The sequence below is a fragment of the Streptomyces cavernae genome, assembly GCF_004023625.1.
Taxonomy (GTDB): domain Bacteria; phylum Actinomycetota; class Actinomycetes; order Streptomycetales; family Streptomycetaceae; genus Streptomyces; species Streptomyces cavernae.
In genome coordinates this window covers 524,353-548,245 of record NZ_RPDJ01000001.1, presented here as the reverse complement: position 1 = coordinate 548,245, position 23,893 = coordinate 524,353, and the positions used below count along the sequence as shown (strand labels likewise).

Here is a 23,893-nt window from a genome sequence, read left to right as displayed (position 1 = left end):
GATCGTTCGTTAAGGCCAGCGCGAACGTAGAGTGAGCCACGTCACTCGGTCAAGGTCCCTGCACATGATCGCTTGAGACGACGCGGGGTGGAGGGCTACGAGGTCACCGGTTCCCCCTGGACAGAAGGGTCGGTGCGCTTTTAAACGATCGTTCGATAAAAATCTCGGTCGGTCAGAAGACGAGGGGTCTTCATCGTGTTACCTGACCGCCCCCAACGCGCGACGAGGTCGGCGGGCGCTGTTCTCCTCGACCCGCTCGACGCGCTTGGTGCCGGGGATGGGGGCGATGTCGTCGCCCTGGGCGAGCAGTCAGGCCAGAGCCACCCGCGCAGGTGTGGCACCGACCTCGTCGGCGACCGCCCTGACCTCGTCGGCCAGGCGCAGGTTGCGCTGGAAGTTCTCGCCGGTGAAGCGCGGGTTGTTCTTGCGCCAGCCGGTGTCGTCGAAGTCGTCGGTCTGACCGGATCTGCCCGGTTAGGAAGCCGTGGCCCAGCGGCGAGTGGGGCACGAACCCGATGCCCAGCTCCCACAGCGCCGGCAGGGCCGTAGACCTCAGTGGTGTCGATGAAGGTGACGCCCAGGTCGAGTGCCCGGTGGACGTACGGATCGACTCCGCATCATCTGTGCTGTCCCCGGCACAGGCATGGGACATCGACATCGGCCCCAGACCGATTCGGGAGACCTCCAGATCGCCCAGCCGATGTGTTTCACCCGCGGCTCGCCGCGGGCCTCGGCCCGGTGACCGTGGCCCCGGCCGCGGCCTCTCGTCGCTCGCGCGGCGGGAACGTCGGGCATCGGGACAAGGACCGTGCGCCGGCCGTACCCGCCTGTCGGCCGTTGGGCAACACCGGATGGTCCGGCATCAGGATGTGACCAGGGCCAACCCCTCGGGTGCTGTCACCTTCACCGATCCGTCCGCTGCCAGCGTGATGTCCAGTTGGCCTCCGCCGGCTTGGAGCCCGGTGATCGTCAGCGGTCCGTACTTCGGAGCGAAGGTCGGGTTCACGGTGATCCTGCCACCCGGGACGTCCGCTTTCAGGCCGAGGGCAGCTTGGAGCACGAGGACCGAGGAGGTGGCCGCCCACGCCTGCGGCCGACAGGACGCCGGATAGGGGGCCGGGAGCTGGCTTCCCTCGGCACCGTGCCCGGCGAAGAGCTCGGGAAGACGGGCCTCGAACGCCGTCGACGCGCTCAGCAGGCCAGCCGCCAGTGAGGCCGCGGCCTCCGGGAATCCTGCCCTGATCAGGCCATGTACAGCGATCGCCGTGTCGTGCGGCCAGATCGAGCCGACATGATAGCCATACGGGTTGAAGCCCACCGCGTCGCTGCTCAGCGTGCGCAGGCCGTGGCCTGCGTCCAGGTCGGGTGCGGCGATCCGGGCCGCGAGCAGCGCGCTCTCCTCGGCGTTGAGCAGTCCCGTGCCGAGGAGGTGGCCGAAGCCGGAGGTGACCGAGTCGACGGGCTTGCCGTCGCCGTCGAGGGCGACGGCCGGGTGGCGGCCGTGTTCGTCGGATACCCAGAAGCGGTCGCGGAAGCGGGCGGCGAGTTGCTCGGCCCATGCCTCCCAGTCCTCGGCCCCCGGGCGGCCGAAGGCGCGAATCTCGGCCAGCGACATGCTGGCGCTGGGCTGTTACCAGATGCTGCGCGAGCGGGGCGCCGCTCCCGGCCGGGATGTCGCGGTGGTCGGCTTCGACGACTCGCCGACCGCGGAACTCCTCTCGCCCGGCCTGTCCTCGATCGCCCAGCCCTTGGAGGACGTCGGCCGGGAATGCGTACGCCTGCTGCTGGCACGGATCGCCACCCCGGACGCGCCGCCCGAGCGGCTCCTGCTGGAGCCGTCCCTGATCGTGCGCGACAGCGCCACCTCACCGCTGTCCGCCACCCCCTGAGCCCCACCCGGCCGGGCCTTTCCGCTCCCGGCCGGCCCCACGCCACTGAAGACGCCTTTCCCTCCTCCACCCCCACACCCCTGGCCCACGCCTTCGTGTGCCCGGGCGGAGCCGCAGGTACCACCCCGTAACCCTCGGAGGAAGCAATGCACAACCGTTGACTGGCTCACCGGCGCCATGAAGGCCGACTTCCCGGACGTGAAGTACACGGTGGTCCCGCTGCCCGCCGGACCGGCCGGCAAGGGCACCCTCGCCTTCAGCCAGTGCTGGGGCGTGGCCCAGGACAGCGCCCACCGGGCCGCGGCAGTGGACCTGGTCAAGTACCTGACCTCCGCCACCCAGCAGTTGAAGAACGCGGACGCCTTCGGCGTGATGCCCTCCCGCACCAGCGCGCTCGCCGAGTACGCGAAGAAGTACTCCACGGCCAAGGCATGGGCGGACGGCACGGCCTACGCGCAGGGCCCGGTGACGGTCGCCGGCTTCGACAAGGTGCTCACCCAGTTCAACACCGACCTCACCTCGCTGGGCACCGCTGACCCGAAGAAGATCCTCGGCGACCTGCAGCGCAACGGCGAGCAGGCCCTGACGAAGGGCGACTGAGCCCCCCCCATGTCCTCGCCTACGTCACAGACCCCTCGCCCGAACTCGCGCTCCCGCGCGGGCGGGGGTCCCCGTACGGCCGACTCGCCGGGCGCCCCTGACACGCCCGGCGGGTCCGGCCCGGCCGCGGCGTCCCTCATCAAGCCCGCCCCGCGTGGGGGGCGCCGCGGCGAAGGCCCCTGGGGCTGGCTGTTCGTCAGCCCCATGGTGATCATCCTCGGCCTGTTCTTCGTCCTGCCGATCTTCATGGCGCTGTGGGTGAGCCTGCTGAACTGGGACGGCCAGTCCAACCCCTTCACCGGCCAGGCGAAGTTCGTGGGGCTCGACAACTACCGGTCCCTGTTCACCCAGGACGGCCTGGACCGCACCCTGTTCGCCACCTCACTGCGCAACAACGCCTACTACGTGCTGCTGACCGTACCGATCCAGACGATCCTCGCCCTGGTGCTGGCACTGATCGTCAACCAGCGGATCCTGCGCGCCCGCGGCGCCCTGCGCACCGCGTTCTTCTTCCCCTCCGTGACCAGCTCCATCGCGGTCTCCACGGTCTTCCTCTTCCTGTTCCAGGGCAGCGGCGCCGTCAACACCGCACTGTCCTGGATCGGAGTGAAAGGCCCCAGCTGGTTCAACGACCCCCGCGGAGTGCTCTCCCTGCTGCTCGGTGCGCTGGGCATCGTCGACCCGGACCATCCCTCGGGCTTCCTCGCCGACCACTCCGTGATGGGCCTGTCCTGGTTCGACTGGCTGTCCGGGCCGTCCGTCGCCATGTGCGTGATCATCACGCTCGCGGTGTGGACGACCTCCGGCACCTTCATGCTGATCTTCCTCGCCGCCCTCCAGGGCATCCCGCGCGAACTGGAAGAGGCCGCCGCCATCGAAGGCGTCAGCCGCCTGCAGATGCTGCGCCACGTGATCCTGCCCGCGCTGCGGCCGGTCATCTTCCTCGTGGTTACCCTCGGCCTCATCGCCAACCTGGCAGGTCTTCGACCAGGTCTACGTCATGAGCGGCGGCGCTCCTGGCAACACCACCCTGACCCCGGCCTACCTGTCCTACTCCAGCGCCTTCGACGACGCCAGCTTCGGCCAGGGCGCGGCCATCGCCTTCGTCCTGCTGATCATCATCCTCGCCTTCACCGTCGCCCAGCGTTTCCTGCTGCGCGAGCGCACCCCCCGAACCCGGAGGAACCGATGAACGCCAAGGCCGCCGCCCGGGCACAAGGGCGCCCGGTGCTGGAACGGTTCCCCCTTGCACTGCGCATCCTCGGCTACACGACCGTGATCGCGATCGGCCTGCTGTACCTGTTCCCGTTCATCCTGCAGTTGGTCACCGGCTTCAAAACGGACCCGGATGCGGCCGCGCACCCCCTCGGGCTGATACCCACCACCCCCACCACCGCCGCCTACCAGCGGCTGTTCGGACTGAGCCAGTCCGGCGAGGCGGTGCCCTTCTTCCGCTGGCTGGGCAACTCCGTGTTCCTGTCGGTCACCGTCACGGCCGGACGCGTGCTGTTCGACTCGATGGCCGGCTACGCGCTCGCCCGGCTCAACTTCCCAGGCCGCAGGCTGCTGTTCGGCTTCGTCATCGCCATCCTGGCGGTGCCGCCCGTGGCCCTGCTGATCCCGAAGTTCCTGGTCCTGAATACCTTCGGGCTGTTCGACACCTACGCCGCCATGATCCTGCCACTGCTCGTGGACACCGTCGGCATCTTCATCATGAAGCAGTTCTTCGAATCCATCCCCCGCGAAGTCGAAGAGGCCGCGAAGATGGACGGCTCCGGCGTCTTCCGCACCTTCTGGTCGATCGTGCTGCCTATGGCCCGCCCCGCCCTGATCACCCTGACCATCCTGTCCTTCCAGGGCTCCTGGAACGAGTTCACCAACCTCCTCGTCGCCACCCAGTCCAGCCAGTACGAAACCCTCACCACGGGCCTGGCCCGCTTCGTCTCCGGCAGCCTGGGCCAAGGCACCCAGTACCCCCTGAAGCTGGCAGCGGCCCTGCTGGCCACCAGCCCCGTCGCCCCGCTGTTCTTCTGCTTCCAGCGGTACTTCGTCCAGGGCGCCAACGCCGGAGCCGTCAAGGAATAACCCACCACCGACGTCGTCCGCGACGCGCACCCGCCGTCGGCAAGAGCCCGCGGACCGCCGACCGTCTCCGCATGCTGCCTGCGCCACCGAAAGGCACACCTGTGTCCACCGCGCCCCGTGACCCGCACCGGCCCGTCGCGCATCTGCGACCGCCCCGCAACTGGATCAACGACCCCAACGGGCTCGTCTTCCACGACGGCTACTACCACGTGTTCCACCAGTACAACCCGCACGGCGCCACCCATGCGCACATGCACTGGGGCCACTTCCGCAGCACCGATCTGCTCACCTGGGAGCCGCTGCCGATCGCCTTGTCACCGACCCCGAACGGTGTGGACGCCGACGGCTGCTTCTCCGGCAACGCCGTCTCCGACGGCGACCGGCTGATCGCCTTCTACTCCGCCTATCGCCAAGACCGCCACCCCCGCCACCAGCCCATCACCACCGCCGGCTCCCGCGACGGCGGCCGCACCTTCCGCTCCCGCGGCCAACTGCTCATCCCCGAACCGCCAGAGGGCTGCACGATGTGGCGCGACCTCTACGTCTGGCAGCACACGGACGGCTGGCGCATGCTGGTCGGCGCCGCCCTCGCCGACGGCCGCGGAGCTGCCCTGCTCTACGCATCACCCGACCTGGAGACCTGGACCTACCTCGGGCCCTTCACCGCCCGCGAACCGGAGCCCATCGCCGGCAGTGGCCTGGACACCGGCGAAGGCTGGGAATGCCCCCAATACCTCCCGGCGGGCAGCGGGCGCGGGCCTGTACTCGCCCGATCACCGGCAGCCACATCCGGACGCGTCGCTGAGCACTGCCGTTACGCGGGGGCCGTAACCGAAGGTCCCATCCGGCGGCGTCGATTCGGCCACGACCCTCAGCCGAACCCAGCCGTCGAGCCGCATCAGCGCGAGGTTGTCGGTTACAGGCCGCCACGCTCAGGTGCAGGCCGGGACTTCACGCATCCGTACTCAGCTCCTTGCGTACTGCCGCAGCGAGGCGGCTGCCCATACGGGTCGCGCACGGTCAGCGCCAAGCGAGCGTAGGGACTGCGCCAATGCTCCAGGTCGACCACGAGGGCGGGCTCGTCTTGGATCAGTGCGACGAAGTCCCGGCCCTTCGCATGCTTCAGCTCCCCGGCACACCACCGTGCCGGGCGGAAGCGGCAGCCGCGGCCCGGCCCGCCCCGCAAGGCCCGCCACCAGGACGGTTCGACGCGTATGGCCGTCACCTGGTCTGCTGGCACGCGCAGAGTCCGTCTCGCGGCGGCAAGGGCCAGACGCCAGGGCAGTCGGGCCACTATCTGATCCTCCTCAACTTGCACCCGAACCATCACTGCACCCGTTCTTGAGTCCCCCAATGTCAAGTGACAGGGTGCGCACTGTCCCTGAAGCGGTGTTGAGCCACACCGCCGAGCGGATCGCCGGGCCAGGTCGGCGGCACCGCCGCACCTGCCACGCCTCTGCGCGCGGCTGGCCATCGGCACCGCGGTTGTTGCACCCACCGCAGGGAGGAGTCGCGTACGGACGCTGTGATCTGCCTGCTCCTGCCGCTGTTGGCGGGGATCGGCAGCAGCGTATGGGCCTGGCGTGCCGGAAGACGGCGCGACGGGCGGCCGTGGGTCGCGCCGCCTTCCGGCACGGACCGATGCGGTCAGGGCATCCGGCGTCGGCCACGACCACCGGTGGGGCAATACCCCAGCAGGCCAGGGCATACAGCGTCAGCCGCCACTTTTCCCGGTGCCCGAGGTGTCCGGCACGTGGGCGGCAGGACGGCGTCGGCCTCGTCGCGGCAGCACGGCACCTCAGGGCCCCGACGTCGCCGGAAACCGCTTGCCCCATTCAAGGCACGGCATTGGACGGGACGGCAGAATGTGCAGTCTGATGATTCTGTTGGTTCCGGAACGAGGAGCCACGAGCCGGAGGCTGTGTTGACGACCGAACCGCCTGTCCCGCCAAAAGCCCTTCCGCCCATGTCGGTACCCAGCTGGCTGGACCAGGTCCGCGAGGCACTCGCTGATCCAGCGGGTGGCCAGGACGGGCCGGCGCACTCCCCTGCTGAGGTGCCCTTCGTCGCCGTCCACCACTGGCATGCCGGTGCGGTGGCGGATCTGATCGGTGAGGCGGTGGCCCGGCGCGGCGTGGACGCTGCCCCGCATGACGACTTGTGCGCAGTGCACGCACGCGCGGCAGCCGGTGAACCGATCGGCGAGGGCCTCTGGTCGGCGGTGCTGGAACCGGCGTTGCGCGAGGTGTACCGGCTGGCCTATCCCCGCGAAGAGGTATACACCCGGGCTTCGTCGGCCGCGGCCTCCTTCGCGCGCTCGCGCGGTTGGTCCGAGGACGAGGCCGAACGCTACGGTGAGACCTATGCGCGCATGAACACCGAGGTGAGCGAGCGCGTTCACGCCGAGGCCAACGCGATCGCGAACGCTGCCGCGTACGCCATGGCCTTTGCTGCCAGGGATGCGGAGGCTTATGCCCGCGCCTGGCCCTTCGCCGTGGTGCAAGCCTGGATCGCCGCGTACGCGGGACCGGCCGGCACCGACGGGCCGGCCGCCCAGGAGGCCCGGGGGCGCCTTCGGGACGGCCTCGCCGACGCGGTGCGGCGCGCCACGGCGTGAGCAGGTGACCGGTGAGGCGTCATGCGCGGATCCCACGGTTCATGCACGACGCCTCACCCGGTCGCGCCGTCAGCCCTTGACCGGGCCGCCGTTGATGGCGACGCGCCGGCCGTAGCGGGCGTAGGGGTAGTAGTCGTAGGTCGCGTGGTGCTGGACACAGCGGTTGTCCCAGAAGACCAGGGTGCCCGGGGTCCAGCGGACGCGGCAGTGCAGGATCGGCCTGTGGGCGACGGTGTCGAAGAGCATGTCCAGCAGGGCCTGGCTCTCCTGGGCGGAGAGCTGCGGGATGCGGCTGGTGTAGGCCTTGTTGACGTAGAGCAGCCTGCGGTCGGTCTCGGGATGGCGGGCGACGAGCGGGTGCTCGCTCTTGGGGATGACGTAGTCCGCGGGCGGGGTGTAGCCCCCCAGGGCCTGGGCGCCGTCGTGGACGGCGGTGAGCGGGTCCAGCAGGGAGCGCATGGCCGGCGAGAGCATCTCGTAGGCCAGGTGCATGTTGGCGAAGAGGGTGTCACCGCCGCAGCCCGGCTCGGGGATCTCGGTGATGTACAGCATCGATCCCAGCGACGGTTCGGCGTCGGCGGTGCCGTCGGCGTGCCAGCCGTTGCCCGCCACGTTCGCCGCGGCCGGCGTCGTGCGGATCTCCAGGATGTAGGGGTCGCCCTCGGGCGGCGGCGGGTTGACGGGACGCAGCTCGCCGAAGGCGGCGGCGAACCGCTTGTGGTCTTCGACGGTGATCGTCTGGTCGCGGAAGACGAGGACGTGGTGATCGAGGAACGCGGTGCGAATCTCGTCCAGTTGCTCCTCCGGGATCTCCTTCGACAGGTCGACGCCCGAGACCTCCGCGCCCAGAACAGGGGTGATCCGTTCGACCGTGAGCGTGCGGTAGGGGTGCACGGGACGCGTGGTCACCGCTTCCAGCGCTTGGCGTTCGTATGGCTCCATGAGCACGTCCTCCAGAGGGGGTGGGGTTACAGGCCTCGGTCGAGCAGTTCGGCGAGGATGATGCGGCCGAAGGCGAGGTTGCCGTGGATCTCGTCGTCGGGCTCGCACAGCTCGGGGCGTTGCAGACCGTCCGGACCGGTGGTCCGCCGACGCAGGTCCACGACCTCGACGCCGAGCTCTGTCACGGCCAGCCGGATGCGCTCCTGCGCGGCCATGAACACCGCCGGATCGGACTGGCCGGGGACCCGTTGCGGCGGCATCACCGCGAGGACGTGCAGTCCGAGGTCCACGGCGTGTTCGTAGAACGCGAGGGCGTCACGGACAGCGGCGCGCACGATGGCGCCGAACAGGGGGCCGGCGAGGAAACCCGGCGGGACGGCACCCGATCGGTCGCGATAGAGGTCCCAGTTCTCCCGCAGCGCCAAGAAGTGCGCGCAGAAGCCGAACGTCGCGACCAGCGGGATGCCCAGCCCGGAGAGGGCGTCGACGCCGAGTTCCTTGAGGAAGCGGCGGTAGTGCTCCTCGGCCTCGTCGGACCGGAAGACGACGTCGGTCCCGCCGGGTGTGTCCCGGGTGGTGAAGAAGCTGTCGGTGAACTCCCGGCCGGCACCTACGGGACCGCCCTGGAACGGGATGCCGGCTTTCTGGGCCGCTCGTCCGATCGGTCCCGCGTGGGAGTCGCCGAGCAGCAGGAACCTAGCGGGGGCTGTAGTAGTCAAGGACGGCGTCCTCACAGGCGGCATCTGTCGAACAGGCATCGGTGTCGCGGGCGTGCTGCGGCCCCGTGGGGCCGCGGTGGAGCCCGGCCACGAAGTGCCGCATCACGAAGTCGACGCCCTCGGGAGTGACGGTGCGCTGGTTCCGGCCGAAGAACCTGCCGCCGAAGACCGGTCCGGTGACGAGCTCGTAGGACGGGAAGTAGTCGACGTCCGGGTCCTCCAGCGCGAGCTGTCCCGCGACCGCGCGCAGCACGGACTTGGTGTAGCCGTTGGCGAGGAGCGCGTGGCCGCCGGTGGCGGTGGCGGTCAGCGGCTGCGGTGACACCGTCAGCAGGATGCGCAGGCCGGGATTGACCAGGCGCGCCATCGCGATCGCCTCGGTCATGTCCCGGTGCGCCTCGGCGAACGTGAAGTTGTGCAGGGAGTACCGATCGGCGTCGAAGGTGCCGCGGACGGTGCCGGGGCAGGTGGGGTGCACGGTGCCGTCGACGGCGTCGCGCCAGGCCTCCGTGAGCCCCATGGTGAAGACCAGGCAGCTTGCCGTGGTGACGGCGGTGCGGATGGCGGCCAGGGTGACCTCACGAGCTTTCAGCATCTCGGCGGTGGATGCGAAGCCGTCGGGTTCGATAGCGGGGCGGTAGGGATCGACGTAGCGGTCGCCGTCGGGCCAGGCCTCCTGCGGCGGCTGCGCGTGGCCGAGGGCCCACGACAGCCACTGGCGCAGGACGGCGGGCGTGTAGATGTTGCCGGTACGGAAGGAGAAGGCTCCGTAGCCGCGGTCCTGGCGCTGCTGCCGGGTCAGGCCGGGCGGGGCGGGTTCGGCGTCGAGCCAGTTCATGCCCGAGTCCAGCAGGGCCCTGCCGATCTGCGCGGCGAAGCAGGACCCGGCGGTGATGACGGGATCGTCCTGGCCGAGGGCGAACTTGGGTGTCCAGACGTCCTCGATGTGCAGCGGGTCCGGCTCGGCGACCGCGGGTCGCCAGAACGACCGGACTGGCAAGGACTGGTAGGGGTTCACTGGGCGCGCTCCGATTCTTGCTCGCGGTGGGGCCGGGAACCGGTGGCCGGGTCCGCCAGCATTGCCGTGACGGTCTCGGCCACGGTGTGCACGTGGGGTGGGGCGACGATTCCGTAGTGGTCGGTGGGCAGGGATCGTCGCGTGGCGGAGGGGGGCAGGCAGGCGCTCCACTGGCGGGCCGTCTCCTGCGGGTCGCCGGGTGCGGGCACGTCGGCCGTGGGCTCGTCGGCCAGCCACAGGACAGTGGGGGTGAAGACGAGCGGCCGCACCTGGTGCTCGCCCAGACTGCGCAGGTTGGCCCGGCAGCAGCGGGCCAGTCGCTCGGCGTACGCCTGCGCGTGCTCTGCCGACAAAACGGGGGCTCCGGTGCCGAGTTCGGCGGCGAACACCGTCTCGAGGTGGTTCTCGTCGTAGGCGGCGACCAGCGCGTCCGCCTGCGGGGGCGGTGGGTCCAGCAGGTGGAGCCCCTCCACCGGCCATCCGGCCGACTCGGCGAGGCCTGCCATCTCCATGGCCACCCGGGCGCCGAAGGACCACCCGGCCAGGTGTAGTCGGTGGTCGGAGCCGCCGAAGCGGTCCCGCAGCTCGGCATCGTAGTGACGGGCACGTTCGGCCAGCGACCACGGGGGCATGTCGGGGTTGCGGAGTGCCGGGTCGCCGATGAGGCACACGGTCGGTTCGGGCCCGAGCGCTGCCACCAGCGACCGGTAGGCCTGGACGTCGCCGCCCACCGGGTGCACCAGGCACAGGACGGCGGAGCCGGTTCCCTCCTGCCAGATGTCGAGGACCACCCGGGAAGGGACGCTGGTGGCCGCCTCGGAGGCGGGTGCGGTGGGGGCGAGGGCCGCTTCGATGTGTTTGAGGATCTCGGTGAGGCTGACCCGGTGGCTGAAGGAGGCCAGGTCGAATTCGACGCCGTAGTCGTCCTCGATCTGCGCGATCAGGCTGAGCATGGTCAGCGAGTCCGCGCCGAGGTCGTACAGCGAGTCGTCCGGATCGATCTCGTCCACGCCCAGCAGCTCCTGGACCACGCGGGCCATGGCGTCGGCTCTGGCGTCGGCTCGATCCTCGGCACTGTCCGTGTCCGGGGAACCCGCCTCGCCGTCGGCGTCGTGCGCCGGTCCGGACCGCGCGGTGAACGGTTCCGCCCTGCCGTCGGCGGAGGAGGCGTAGAAGGCGCGGGAGACCTCGATGTCGGTGGTGGAGACGAGGAGTTGGGGCAGTTGCAGGGCCAGGGCGCCTGCGAAGACCGCCTTGCCTTCCTCTACCGTCAGGCCGACTTCCAGGTGGGCCTGGTGACGGCTGTCCGTGGACAGGGCCCGGGTCGCCATTCCGGTCTCGCTCCAGATGTCCCAGTCGATGCCGATCCGGGCGGTCGTCTCTGTCTCTTCCGAGCGGTGGTGGGCGAAGCCGTCGAGGAGGCTCGCGCCGGCCGCGTAGTCGCTCTGGCCGACGCCGCCGAGCAGGGCGGACATCGAGGAGCAGTAGACCGCGATCTCGGGACGGAAGGTCTCGATCAGGCGCTCCATGACGAGCGCGCCCTTCTCCCGGGCCGCGGCAGCGTTGCGCATCGCCGTGGCGTCGCGTCGTACGAGCAGCCCCCCGAATCCGAGGCCGGCCGCGTGGATCACGCCATCCAGCCGCGGTGTGCGCTCTGCGACGGCCGCCGCCACTTCGTCCACGGGCATGGCCGCCAGATCCGCCGGGAGGAGGCCGACGCGGTCGGCCCAGCGGGTCAGTTCCGCGGGCAGCCGCGGATTCCTCGACAGCAGCAGGACCCGGCCGCCGGTGTGCTCCAGCAGCCAGGCGGCGATGGCGCGGCCTATGCCACCCGTGCCGCCCAGTACCAGGTGAACCGTGTCCTCACCGGACGGTACGAGGGGCTCCGTGCCGGACGGCGCCGGTACGGGCGTGGTGCCCGGACGCCACCAGTAACCCCGCCGCAGCGCGAGCTGCCGGGGCAGAGCCGGGCCGCCGGGATGCCCGGCTCGGCGTGCTTCGGCGACGACCGAGGCCACGTTTCCGGCCCAGCGGGTGAGGTCGTCGTCGGGGAGGTCCAACCAGTGGCCGTCCAGGGCAGCCTCCTGGGGCGCGACCTCCACGGGCCCGGCGAGGAGCGCCAGTTCGGGCCTGTGCACCGTCCCGTCCACAGGCCGGGCGCCGTACGACAGCCACCACACGCGTGGGGAGCCGGTTCGCCCGGACAGTGCCTGGGCCAGGGCCGCCGTGGTGTCCAGGCAGGCGTGGCGGGCGTGTTCCAGCGTGCCGGGACCGACCGGCCCCGTCACGTCCAGGGGCAGCGCGTGCACCCACTCCGCGTCGGCCAGGGCCAGGGTGGTGTTGTCAGTGCCGTCCTCGGACAGTGCGTCCAGCAGCAGGCGCAGGGACGCCGGGTCGGCCGGGTCGGCGTCGAAGACGTCGGGTCCCCTGCGGACGAAGCTGCGGGCTGGGTTCACCCGTACCACGCGTGACGCCACGGCCTGGAACGGCGCGAACGCTGCCTGCGGCGTGCTCTCGGAGGCCACTACGACCACGACGGACGCGCGGCCGGCCGGTACGGTGGTGTCCACGGCGGCGGCGCGGCGCAGCCGGACCCAGTGCGGCTGGTGCAGCCAGTCGGACTGTGGCAACCGCTGGGGTTCGGAAGCCGGGGCCTTGGGCGTGCGGTCGAAGTCGTACTCCGCGAGTGCGAAGGACGGGGGCGGGAAGTCCCAGGGCGCCGGAGCCGGGCCCGTCCGCCAGTCGATGCGCCTTCCGGCGATCCAGTCATCGGCGATGTCCTGGGGTGCGCGGCCGGCGGCCGGAACCGTCGTGGCGTCCGGATCCGCGATGCCGTGCGGGACCTGTCCCGTGGCCACCTCGTGCAGCCAGCGCACGGCGTCCGCGGCGTCCGCGACTGGTGCCGCTGCCCGCAGGCGGCGGGCCGCACGTCCGGCCTGTAGATGGCGCAGCACGGACTCGTAGCGCTCGGGCCGGAGTCGGAGGTAGTCGGCGATCCGTGTGGCGTCGGCGGCCAGGGCGTCCGCGCTGGAGGAGGACAGTACCAGGCACTTCGGTACCTCGCCGGCCCAGGCGGTGCCGTTTCCGGTGTGCTGTTCGACGATGACGTGGGCGTTGGTGCCGCCGATCCCGAAGCTGCTGACCGAGGCAACCCGCTCGCGCCCCTCGGGCCAGGGCGTGACCCGGTCCGGGACGTAGAAGGGAGTGGGGTCGGGGCCGATCTCCGGGTTGAAGGCGCGGAAGTTGAGGGTGGGCGGGACGCTCCCGTGGTGCACGGCGAGGACGGCTCGGACGAGGCCCACGACTCCTGCGGCCGCGCCCATGTGGCCGAGCTGGCTCTTGACGGAGCTGAGTGCGCAGCGAGCGGACTCCCTCACGTCGAACGCCTGGCGGAGCGCGCTCACTTCGACGGGGTCGCCCAGCCGGGTACCGGTTCCGTGCGCCTCCACGTAGCCGAGGTCGGCACCCGTGCGTCCGGCGCGGGCCAGGGCGGTGCGGATCACCTCGCGCTGCCCGGCCAGGGACGGCGCGGTGTAACTCATCTTCGCCGCGCCGTCGTTGTTGATCGCGGAGCCGGTGACGAGTGCGTAGACGGTGTCGCCGTCACGCCGTGCCTGCCGCAGCGGTTTGAGGACCACGACGCCGACGCCGCTCGCGCCGACCGTCCCGGTCGCGTCGTCGCTGAAGGGGCGGCAGTCGCCGTCCGCGGAGAAGATGTGCTGCGGGCGGTAGCGGTAGCCGCCGGTCAGCCCGGGGTCGACGAGCACTCCTCCGGCGAGCATCACCTCGGCCTCGCCCTGCCGGAGCATGCCGGCCGCGAGGTGCACGGCGACCAGGGAACTGGAGCACGCCGTCTGTGCGCTGATCGCGGGACCGGTCAGCCCGAGGTGGTAGGCCACCTTGGTGGCCAGGAAGTCCTTCTCGTGGTGCAGGGCGAGCTGGAAGCCGTCGGGCAGCCGGCCGGGGTCCGCCTCGCGCAGCATGGACTGGAAGTAGGTGTTCTCCCCGGCACCGGCGACCAGTCCCACACGGGTGGTGGACGTGTCCGCGACGCCGGCGTGGGCCAGGGCCTGCACGCAGGCCATCAGCAGGTGACGTTGCTGGGGGTCCATCAGGCGCGCTTCCTGGGGGCTGATGCCGAAGTGGCCCGGGTCGAAGTCGAGCATCCCGTCGAGCGTGCTGTGCGCGCCGATGACGCCTTCCGGGGCGTCCACACGGCGGATGCCGGTGCCACCGGAGACCACCAGGTCCCAGAAGGCCGCCAGATCCGGGGCGCCGGGCACCCGCACCGCCATGCCGACGACCGCGATCGGTTCGCCCGGCTCCGGGGTCCCGGCGTCTGTCCTGGCCGGTGCGGTAGGGGTCCGGGTGCCGGGGAGGTCGTCGGCCGCGAGGTGGCGGGCCAGGGAGCGGACAGTGACGTGCTCGAACAGGTCCGCGACGCTGAAGCGTAAACCGAGTTCCGTGGTGCAGCGCAGATGGAAGCGCATGAGAGCGAGGCTGGAGGCACCCGCCTCGAAGAAGGTCTGGTCCGGTTCGATCGTCGCCCCGGTGACCTCCTCGAAGGCGGCGGTGAGCCGCTCCTCCTCGGCCGACAGCCCGGTGCGGGCGACCACCGCACGGCGTATCTCCTCGCCCGGTGCCCGAAGCGCCGCCTGCCGGTCCAGCTTGCCGCTCGGGGTGCGCGGCAGCGTCTGAAGTCTCCGGAAGCGGTCCACGCGGACGTAGGAGGGCAGCAGAGCGGAGAGGTGTCCGGTCAGGTCGTCGGCGGACGGGGACTCGCCACGGAACTCGAGGCAGGCCGTCAGCCGGTCGCCGTGACACGCTACGACGGCGTTGACCACCGCGGGATGGCGCAGCAGGGCCGCCTCGACGGAGCCGAGTTCCAGCCGGTGCCCGCTCAGTTTGATCTGCTGGTCGTCGCGGCCCGCGTAGTGCAGCAGCCCCTCGCGGTCGAACCACGCCTGATCGCCGCTGCGGTAGAACAGACCCTCACCGGGCACCTCGACGAAGCGGGTGTCGTCGAGAGCGGGTTCGTCGAGGTAGCAACGGGTGGTCATGGTGCCGCCTATCAGCAGCTCGCCGGTGCACCCGGGCGGCACCGGGTCGCCCGCCGCGTCCACCACGCGCAGGTCGGCGCCGGCCACCGGGCGTCCGATGGCGGGCCGCTCGGGCCACTGCCCCGGGTCGCCCTCCAGGCACAGGGCACTGACCACATGCGTCTCGGTAGGCCCGTAGTGGTTGAACAGGCGGGCGCCGGGCAGTCCGGCGAACCAGCGACGGATGGTGTCGGTGCACACCAGTTGCTCGCCCGCGGTGACCACCTCGCGCAGCCGGGAGGGGAACCTGCCCAGGCGGACGCCGTACTCGGCGAGCACCTGCAGGGCCACGTAGGGCATGAAGATCCGCTCGGTCCCCGTGGCCTCCAGCCGTTCCAGGAGCGTGGGGGCGTCCTGGCGCCACTCGGGGCGTATGAGCCGGAGGCTGCCGCCGGTGCACAGCGTCCCGAAGATCTCCTGGAAGGACACGTCGAACGCCAGCATCGAGAACTGCTGGGTGGCCGCCGGGGCGGTCAGGCCGCCGGGGCCGGACTGCCACTGGATCAGGTCGCACAGCGTGCGGTCGGAGATCTGGACCCCCTTGGGGACGCCGGTGGAGCCAGAGGTGAACAGGGTGTACAGGGGTCGTGTGCCGTCGTGCGTGCGCCACCTCCTCGCACCGGCGGACGGCGCGCTCGTGCCGGCGCCCTCCTGTGGGGCCAGGGCCGCGGGGAGGACGACGGCACGGTGGCGCACCACGCCGTCCGGGAGCAGTGTGTCCAGCGCCGGCGCGCCGTCCTGCGTGACCAGGACGCACAGCGGGTCGACCTGCTCCAGGACGTGGCGCAGCACGTCGACCGGGTAGGAGGGGTCGAGGGGGACGGCGGTGACGTTCAGCCGCGCCAGTGCCAGCAGGGCCACCACGTGCTCGGCGGACGGGTCCAGGTACAGGGCCGCCCGGCAGGGGCTGTCGTCGGCCGGGATCGGGTAGCGGTCGGCCAGTTCCGCGGCGAGGGCCGAGGCGCGGGCGTCGAGCGCCGCGTAGCTCAGGGTGCTCCCGTCGGCGGTGATCACGGCGGGGGCGTCCGGGGTGCGGGCGACCTGCCGTGCGAAGCCCTCGGCGATCGTGGTGAAGCCCCGCTCGGGGAGGGGCCCGCGCCCGTGCTCCGGCAGGGACCGCCGGTACGGCGCGACCAGCTCCCGCGCGGTGGAGCGGCCACCGGACGCCAGCGCGTCCACGCCCCGCCGGAAGAGCTCGGCCATCGCCTCGACGGCGTCGCCGGTGAACCGGTCCTCGGCGTACTCCCACAGAAGGTCGAGTCCGTCGGGATGCTCGACCACGGAGACCGTCATCGGGCACTTGGCCTCCGGCGCGGCCCACCACAGGGGCCGCTGGACGCAGCCGGGCAGCCGCAGCCCCCCGAAGTCGGTGTTCTCCAGGACGAACAGGAGATCGAACGGGGTGCCGTCGCCGACGGCCTCCCAGCCGGTCAGGACGTCCGCGAGCGCCACGTCCTGGCGTCGCAGCACCTCCCCCGTGCCGGCCCCTGTGCGGGCGAGCTGCGAGCGCAGGTCCTCACCGGGCACCACGGCCACGGGCAGCAGCACGGTGTTCGCCATCATGCCCACGCTGTCCTCGAACTCGCGTACCGGGCGGTTGGCGACCGGGGCGGCGATGCGTGGGCGGACCAGGCCGGTCACGCCGTACAGGCTCCAGGAGAACACGCTCAGCAGCACCTGGAAGCGGGTCAGCCCGAACTCGGCGCAGACCTGGTCCACCTGGGCCCGGCGTACGACGTCGAGCGGGGTGTGCAGCAGGCGCGCCCGCGGCGCCGGATCCGTGTTCTGGGCGGGCAGCGGTTCCTGGGGCTCCGCCAGGCCCTGGTAGTACGCCAGGAGTTCGTCGCGCTGTGCCTGGTAGGCCGCACTCGTGAACCAGTCGCTCTGCCAGGCGGCGAAGTCCAGTGGGTTGGGAGCCGGTGCAGTGTTCCGGCTGGTTTGGGCGCCGGCGTCGGTGGACTCGACGTACTCGGCGGACAGGTCCTGCAGCAGGATGCTCAGTGACCAGCCGTCGACGGCGATGTGGTGCAGGTGCAGCAGAAGCGTTCCGCCGCCGTCACGGGGCAGCCAGCAGGCCCGGAGCATACGGGGGACGGCGAGGTCGAAGGGCTCGGCGAAGAAGGCGTCGGCGAAGGCGTGCGCCTCTTCCTCGTCCCATAAGCGCTGTGTGCCCGGCTCGTGCCAGGGGTCGTACGGTTCGCCGACTGTCTGCCGCAGTCCCTGCGGCCCCAGGGCGAAGCCTGTCCGCAGTGCCGCGTGGCGTGCCACCAGGGTCCGCAGCGTCCGCCGGAGGGCGGTGGTGTCGACGGGCCCGTCCACGCGGAAGGCCTGGTTGACGGAGTACGCCCGGGAGCCCGGTGCGCGGCGCTGCAGCAGCCACAGCCGCTGCTGCTCGCTCGTGGCGGGCGCCGAGTGGGCACCGGCGACCACCGGTGCCGGACAGGCGCCTTCCTCTCCGGGGCCGGCCGCGGTGACGGCCCGGGCGATCGCGGCCAGGTCGCCGTGAAGGATGGCCGCCTGCGTCAGGTCGCGGCCCCACCGCTGCCGGACGGCGAAGCAGAACCGCAGCGCCTTCAACGAGTCACCGCCGACGGCGATCCACCGGTCGCCGAGCCCGAGGCCGGTGGCGCCCAGGATCTCCTCGGCCAGCTCGATGACCTCGCGCTCCGTTCCCGTCGGGGCCGGCCCGTCGGAGGCGGCCGGCCGCCAGGGCCGGTCGGCCTGCTCCAGCAGCGCGGCCTGGTCGACCTTGCCGTTGGCGTTGAGCGGCAACTCCTCCACGAGATGGATCTGGTGCGGACGCATGTAGGCGGGCAGGTGGGCCGTGAGGTGGCTGTCGAACTCCTCGTAGGACAGCTCCTGGTGCAGGACGACGAACGCCAGCAGTTCGTTCGGCCCCTCCTGGCCCGCGCGGCGTGTGCACACGTAGGCCCGCCGGACCGCCGGGTGGGCGAGAACGCGCCGTTCCACCTCACCGGGCTCGATCCGGAAGCCACGCACCTTGACCTGGCGGTCGGTTCGTCCGACGTACTCCACCCGGCCCTCGTCGTCGGCCCGTACGAGGTCACCGGTGCGGTAGTACCGCTCCTCGCCGCCGTCGAGCCAGGCGAGCCGTACGAAGCGCCGCTCGGTCTCCTCGGGGAGGTTGCGGTACCCGACCGCGAGTCCGGCGCCGCTCAGCAGGAGTTCGGCCACCTCACCGGGCGCTGCGACCCTCTCCTGGCCCGGCACGACCAGGACGGCGTCGGTCCCCGGCAGGGGTCGGCCGATCGGCACCACATCACCGTCGAAGTCCCGCGGGATCGGATGGCACAGGGCGAAGGTGCTGGACTCGGTCGGCCCGTAGATGTTGAACAGACGGGTGCCGCTGTCGGCGTTGTCCCGGTACCAACGGCGCATCACCCGGGCGTTGAGCTGCTCACCGCCCACCAGCACCTCGCCGACCGCCGCGAAGCAGTCCGGCACGGCCGTGACCACCGCGTTGAACAGCGCGGTGGTGACGAAGACGGTGTCCACCCGCTCGCGCCGCAGTGCCGCGGCGAGCCGCTCGGGAGTCCGCACGTCACCGTCGCGCAGGACCACGCAGCAGCCGCCGGTCAGCAGGGGTGCCCAGACCTCGAAGCTCAGTGCGTCGAATGCCGGGTTCGCCAGACAGGCATAGCGCAGGCCGGGCTCGACACGGATGTAGCCGGGCCGTGCCAGCCGCATGACCCCGGCGTCGCGGACCTCGACGCCCTTGGGCCGTCCGGTCGTTCCGGAGGTGTAGAACAGGAAGGACACCTCGCCGGCGGCGGGCGGCGCCTGCACGCTGGCCGCGGGATCGGGGAGTTCGGGCAGCAGAGTGTCCACGGCGAGCGCCTTCATGCCGTGCGGAAGCTCGGTGACGCTCTCGGGGGCGACGTACACCAGGGCGGCCGCTCCGGAATCCCTCAGGATGAAGAGGCGGCGTTCGGCGGGGCTCTGTGTGTCAAGCGGCACCACTTGGGCACCCAGCCGCAGAATGCCCAGCATCACGCAGACCAGCCGCCACGAGCGCGGCAGCGCCACCGCCACGGCCTGCCCGGAAGTGACGCCCTGGCGGCCCAGCGCCTGGGCCACGGCGGCGGCCGCGGCGTTCAACGTCGCGTAGTCCAGCCGTACGTCGCCGTCGGCGACCGCCTCCGCCTGTGGTGAGCGCAGGGCCTGGCGGTGTATCTCGAGGGCGAGCCCGACCGGCGCGCTCAGGTCCCCGGCCACGTCGGCGGGGGAAGTTTCGACGCGCGGTTTCATCATGCCTCCGACGTCCCAGGGAGTGTCGTGCGCTCCGTCTCGGTCTCGCCCGTGCCGGTTGCCGGCCGGTTCAGTTCGGCGGCGAGGACGGCGGCGACGCGTGGCAGTTCGTCGCTCTCCAACATGTCCCAGTGACCGCAGGCCACCGGCTCGACCACGAACTGACCACTGACGCGGCGCCGCCAGAACGCGCGCAGGCGGGCGGCCGCGTCACCGTCCTCGTCCTCCACGGCCGTCGCCTGCATCAGCACGACACGGGCCGGCGATTCGGGTACGGCGTAGTCGCCCGCCGTCTCGCGATGGTGGTTGTAGACGGTCAGGTACCGGGCCACCTGGTCGTCGTCGATGCCCGGATACATGCCGTTGAAGCGCACCAGCTTCTCCCGGAACTCCGCCATGCCCACCGGCTCGGTGGCGGCGTGCCGCTCCGCGCCCTCCGCGCCATGGGTGTCGAGCAGGACCACGCTCACCCGCTCGTGCCCGGCCGCCACCAGGCGGCGGCCCATCTCGTACGCGATCAGGCCACCGTAGGACAGCCCGCACAGCACCAGTGTCTCGTCCGGGCGGGGACCGACGAGCCGCAGATACTCCTCGGCCATCGCCTCGACACCGGGCAGGGTGGATTCGCCGGGGTTGATGCCGGGCGCCTGAAGTCCCACCACGCCGACCTCGTCGGGCAGTGCCGTGGACAGCGGCAGGTAGCAGAACGCGGTGCCGCCGGCGGGATGCACGCACACCACGCGCTGCCGGCCGCTGCCGGCGCGGAACTCCACAAGGCTGCTGAGCTCCGCGGGCTGCGAGGCCTCGGCGCCGTTGCTGCGCACCCGCTCGGCGAGCGCCTCGATGGTGGGGTGCAGCATGACCTCCCGGACCGGCAGCGTCACGCCGAGTTCGTCCTGGACGGCGGACGCCATCTTGATGGCCGAGATCGACGTGCCGCCCAGCTCGAAGAAGTTGTCGCCGATTCCGACGTCCGGGTGCAGGAGCACGCGCCGCCAGATCCGGTACAGCGCCATCTCGACGTGGTCGCGGGGCGCGGCCGTGTTGACCCGCCCGGAGCGGGCCCCCGCCGCGGCGCGCAGCACTGCCGTCCGGTCCACCTTGCCGTTGCGGTTCAGCGGCAGCCGCGGGAATTCGGCCACCACGACGGGGATCATGTAGTCCGGCAGGCGGTCCTTGAGGGCCGCGCGCCATTCGTACGCCGTCCGCATGGATTCGGCGTCACATCCCACGCCGGCGACCAGATGAGGGCCGCCCGGTGTGTCGCGGTCGGCCAGCACCACGGCCTCCCGCACGCCGGGCACCGCCAGCAGCGCTGCCTCGACCTCGCCGGGTTCGATCCGGAAGCCGCGCAGCTTGAGCTGGTCGTCGCGGCGGCCGACGTACTCGGCGTTGCCGTCCGGCAGCCAGCGCGCCAGGTCGCCGGTGCGATAGACGCGTTCGCCGGGCAGGAACGGGTCGGGTAGGAAGAGCTCGTCGGTGAGGTCGGGCCGGTTCAGATATCCGCGGGCCAGGCTCGCTCCGCCGATGTAGACCTCACCGGGAATCCCCACCGGTACCGGGCGCATGCGGTCGTCGAGCAGGTACAGGCGTGTGCCGCGCAGCGGCCGCCCGATGGGGCACGACCGCTCCTGCGGCTGCGGGTCGGTGTAGGCGGTGGAGTAGAGCGTGGCCTCGGTCGGGCCGTAGCCGAAGCAGATGCGCAGGCCGGGCAGCTGTTCGCGCATGCGGTGCAGGGCGCTCTCGGGCAGGGACTCCACTCCGGTGAGGAGCTGACGCAGGCTCAGCCCGGCCAGTCGCCCGGCCGGATCCTCGTCGATCCACAGGACGTAGGACGGGGGCAGGAACGCCTGGGTCACCTTGCGTTCGCGCAGCCAGCCCATCAGTGCTGCGGGGTCGCCCCGGAGGTCGTCGGGGACCATGTGGAGCACCGCTCCGGTGGTCAACGGTACGAGGAGCTCGTGCACCGACGCGTCGAAGCCGATGCTCGACCAGGCCGATGACGCCTCACCCGGGGTATCTCCCATGAGTTCACGCCAGTGGTCGAAGAGATTGACGACGCTGCCGTGCGTCACCGCCACGCCCTTGGGGCGGCCGGTCGATCCCGAGGTGTAGATGACGTAGGCGAGCCGGGCGGGGTCCGTGTCGATGCCCGGCGCTTCGTCGTGTGTTCCCTCGGCCTCCACCTTCAGCAGGTTCTCCCACAGATGCCGGTCGTCGCCCGCCGTGTCCGCCTGGTCGGTCAGCACGAGTGCGGGTGCGCCGTCGCTCACCATGGCAGTGAGCCGTTCGGAGGGCTGTGCGGGGTCGAGGGGCAGATAGGCGGCTCCGGCCTTGAGGATGCCGAGTACGCCGACGACGAGTTCGGCGGTGCGTCCGGTGTGCAGGCCCACCACGTGGTCGGGTCGGACCCCTCGCGCGATCAGTGCGCCGGCGAGCCGGTTGGCCCGGCGGTCCAGCGTCGCGTAGTCCAGTTCCGTGTCCCCGGCCACCACGGCGGGCTGCTGCGGCCGTATCCGCACCTGCGTCGCGAACCGCTCCAGCAGGCCCGCCGGTGCCGGGGCGCCGGGTATGGCCGCGGCGGGCCCTGCGCTGAAGGTGGCGAGGAGTTCGCGCTGCTCGTCCTCGTCCAGCAGCGTCAGGTCGGCGATGTCGGCTTCCGGGCGCTCGGTCATCAGGCGCAGCACGCGCAGGAACTGGCGTACGTACCGTTCGACGGTCGCCCGGTCGAAGAGCGCCACCGCGTAGTCGATCTCGCCGGTGAGGTGTCGGCCCTCGTCGGCCAGGGCCAGGACCATGTCGAACTTCGCCGGGACGTGGGCCGCGTCCTCCCTTAACTCGACTTTCAGGTCCGGGAGTTCGAGTTCCCTTCGCATGGAGGGGACCCAGGCGAACATGGTCTGGAACAGTGCCGTGTGGGCGGGGCTCCGAGGTGGGTTGACCAGTTCCACGACCCGCTCGAAGGGCAGGTCCACGTGCTTGAGGGCGTCGCGGATCCGCTGGTTCACCTGTTTCAGGGCGCTACTGACGCTGGGGCAGCCGCTCAGGTCCGCGCGCAGGGCCAGGGTGTTGACGAAGAAGCCGATCAGGCCCTCGACGTTCCCGCGACGGCGGTTAGACGTCGGGGCGCCGACAACGATGTCGTCCTGCCCGGAAAGCAGCGACAACAGCACCGACCAGCCGGTCAGAACGGTCGCGTACAGGGTGACACCGTTGTCAGCGGCGAGGTCGCGCAGGGCCTGCGTCAGGTCCTCGTCCACGGTCACCGACACCCGGTCGCCGCGGAAGACCTGCTCGGGCGGCCGAGGCCGGTCCGTGGGCAGGGAGAGCACGGCCGGAGCGCCGGCCAATGCGGCAGCCCAGTAGTCGGCGTGCGCGGCAGGCTCCTCCCCCGACATCCAGTCCCACTGCCAGCGGGTGTAGTCGCTGTACTGCCAGGCCAGTTCCGGCAGCGACGCGTCCCGCCCCTGCTGGAGCGCGGTGTACAACAGGCCCAGCTCCCGCAACAGCAGCGAGCGGGACCAGCCGTCGAAGATTATGTGATGGGCCGTCAGCAGTAGGACGTGGTAATCCGGTTCGAGCGCCACGAGACAGCCGCGCACCATGGGCTCCTCGCCCAGGCGGAACGGGGTGCCTTCCACTTCCTGCCGTGTCCGCGCGAACCGCTCGGCCGCGTCCGGCAGTCCCGTCAGATCCTCGAAGGCCACCGGGAACCCGGTCTCCGGCGGGTCGACGACCTGGAGCGCCGAGCCGCCGGAGGGCACCAGCCGGGTACGCAGAGCCTCGTGCCGGGCCGCGAGCAGATGCAGCGCCTGGATGAGCAGGTCCCGGTCCAGCGGCCCCCGGATGTCGAAGGGCATCGGCTCGTTGTAGGCGGCACTGGCGTCTCCGTCCATGCGCGCCATGACCCACAGCCGCTCCTGCGCCAGCGACAGGGGGGCGGGAGATGTTCCTTTGTCGGAGTGATGGGTGACTGTGATTCGGGGGGAAGACACGGATTACCCTTCACGAGAAGAGAACGCGGCAGAAATCAGATCCTGCGTTCCCGAAGGATCAATGGTTCGCGCAGCAGTGCGCGAGTATGCCCGGCATTGCCATTTTCTAGCAATTCAGCGACGTCCGGAATGTGCGCTTTGAAGACAATGCGCACAGCAACAGAGACTCTTCAACGGGACGACAACAGGGGATCGACGATCTGGCGGGGTCAATTCCCCTGCGGAGCCGCGGTGCGAACAGCGCGGCTGGCCACCCCGGGTCGCGGACCGACACCCTCACAGGTTCAGCGGCGCCTCGCGCCCGCTTCTGAATATTGCCATTTCTTTGCCAGAACTCCATAGAATTGCGTCAGCTGCATGCGTAGGAGTGGTTGAGGAGGTGTCTGTTTTCCGGCCGCCCCGGCGGTGGCTCATTTCCGCAGAATATTAAGTGGGCACCGATTAGAAGGTCAACAGTGACCCGCGCCACACTCTTTCGGTGAGGTCGTCGCGTGCGGACTGCGGGCAAAGCCGAGGGGCCTGTCTAAAAATGGTCGACGACAAAACGCTATTGGCGAAAATTCGCGCATTCTTAATGCCCGACAGGTGTCAAGCCTCGGCACCGTAAGCGTTCTGCGCAGGAGTGAGGCTTTTGACTGGGTACCGGGTCGCTGTTTTCCG

10 protein-coding genes and 2 pseudogenes are annotated in these 23,893 nt (G+C 71.0%); 5 read left to right on the top strand and 7 right to left on the bottom strand.

Going from position 1 to position 23,893, the window contains the following annotated elements; translation table 11 throughout:
- Window positions 1-234: 234 nt before the first annotated feature.
- Both EF387_RS48255 and EF387_RS12420 read right to left on the bottom strand, forming a co-directional pair.
- Window positions 235-541: pseudogene (locus EF387_RS48255) on the bottom strand (aldo/keto reductase); the annotation flags it as partial.
- Window positions 542-862: 321 nt separating this feature from the next.
- The gene (locus tag EF387_RS12420; protein WP_238431484.1) at window positions 863-1,615 is read right to left on the bottom strand and encodes an amylo-alpha-1,6-glucosidase; all 753 of its coding nucleotides are present in this window, start codon (window positions 1,613-1,615) and stop codon (window positions 863-865) included.
- On the opposite strand from EF387_RS12420, the pseudogene EF387_RS12415 reads away from it, so the two are divergent.
- From EF387_RS12415 to EF387_RS12380, 5 genes and pseudogenes are all read left to right on the top strand, one after another.
- Window positions 1,587-1,889 (top strand): annotated as a pseudogene (locus tag EF387_RS12415) (substrate-binding domain-containing protein); the annotation flags it as partial. The gene EF387_RS12420 and the pseudogene EF387_RS12415 sit on opposite strands and share 29 nt — an antisense overlap.
- 177 nt (window positions 1,890-2,066) lie before the next feature.
- The gene (locus tag EF387_RS12410; protein WP_238431472.1) at window positions 2,067-2,489 is read left to right on the top strand and encodes an extracellular solute-binding protein; all 423 of its coding nucleotides are present in this window, start codon (window positions 2,067-2,069) and stop codon (window positions 2,487-2,489) included.
- Between the two features lie 204 nt (window positions 2,490-2,693).
- Window positions 2,694-4,574: an ABC transporter permease gene (locus EF387_RS48250; protein ID WP_238431471.1), complete on the top strand. Its 1,881-nt coding sequence runs from the start codon at window positions 2,694-2,696 to the stop codon at window positions 4,572-4,574.
- Window positions 4,575-4,675: 101 nt separating this feature from the next.
- Window positions 4,676-5,614 (top strand): glycoside hydrolase family 32 protein, encoded by a 939-nt coding sequence (locus tag EF387_RS12395; RefSeq protein ID WP_128376540.1) that lies wholly within the window; start codon window positions 4,676-4,678, stop codon window positions 5,612-5,614.
- A 926-nt stretch (window positions 5,615-6,540) separates the two neighbouring features.
- Window positions 6,541-7,191 carry a SpcZ gene (locus tag EF387_RS12380; RefSeq protein WP_128376538.1) on the top strand — a complete coding sequence of 217 codons (651 nt, stop codon included), beginning with the start codon at window positions 6,541-6,543 and terminating at the stop codon, window positions 7,189-7,191.
- Between the two features lie 69 nt (window positions 7,192-7,260).
- Here the strand turns inward: EF387_RS12380 and EF387_RS12375 are convergent, their stop codons facing one another.
- From EF387_RS12375 to EF387_RS12355, 5 genes are read right to left on the bottom strand one after another with little or no spacing between them, the layout of a single operon-like run.
- Complete coding sequence (locus EF387_RS12375) at window positions 7,261-8,133, bottom strand: TauD/TfdA dioxygenase family protein (protein WP_128376537.1); 873 nt, start codon at window positions 8,131-8,133, stop codon at window positions 7,261-7,263.
- Between the two features lie 26 nt (window positions 8,134-8,159).
- Window positions 8,160-8,867 carry a hypothetical protein gene (locus EF387_RS12370; protein WP_202918218.1) on the bottom strand — a complete coding sequence of 236 codons (708 nt, stop codon included), beginning with the start codon at window positions 8,865-8,867 and terminating at the stop codon, window positions 8,160-8,162.
- A complete protein-coding gene (locus tag EF387_RS12365; protein WP_128376536.1) occupies window positions 8,830-9,870 on the bottom strand; it encodes a GSCFA domain-containing protein in 1,041 nt (346 codons plus the stop codon). The genes EF387_RS12370 and EF387_RS12365 overlap by 38 nt, the downstream gene beginning before the upstream one ends.
- Window positions 9,867-19,238, bottom strand: a complete 9,372-nt coding sequence (locus tag EF387_RS12360) for an amino acid adenylation domain-containing protein (RefSeq protein WP_476691247.1) — start codon at window positions 19,236-19,238, stop codon at window positions 9,867-9,869. Before EF387_RS12360 ends, EF387_RS12365 begins: the two co-directional genes overlap by 4 nt.
- Complete coding sequence (locus tag EF387_RS12355; protein ID WP_274388935.1) at window positions 19,238-23,233, bottom strand: non-ribosomal peptide synthetase; 3,996 nt, start codon at window positions 23,231-23,233, stop codon at window positions 19,238-19,240. The genes EF387_RS12360 and EF387_RS12355 overlap by 1 nt, the downstream gene beginning before the upstream one ends.
- Window positions 23,234-23,893 lie beyond the last annotated feature (660 nt).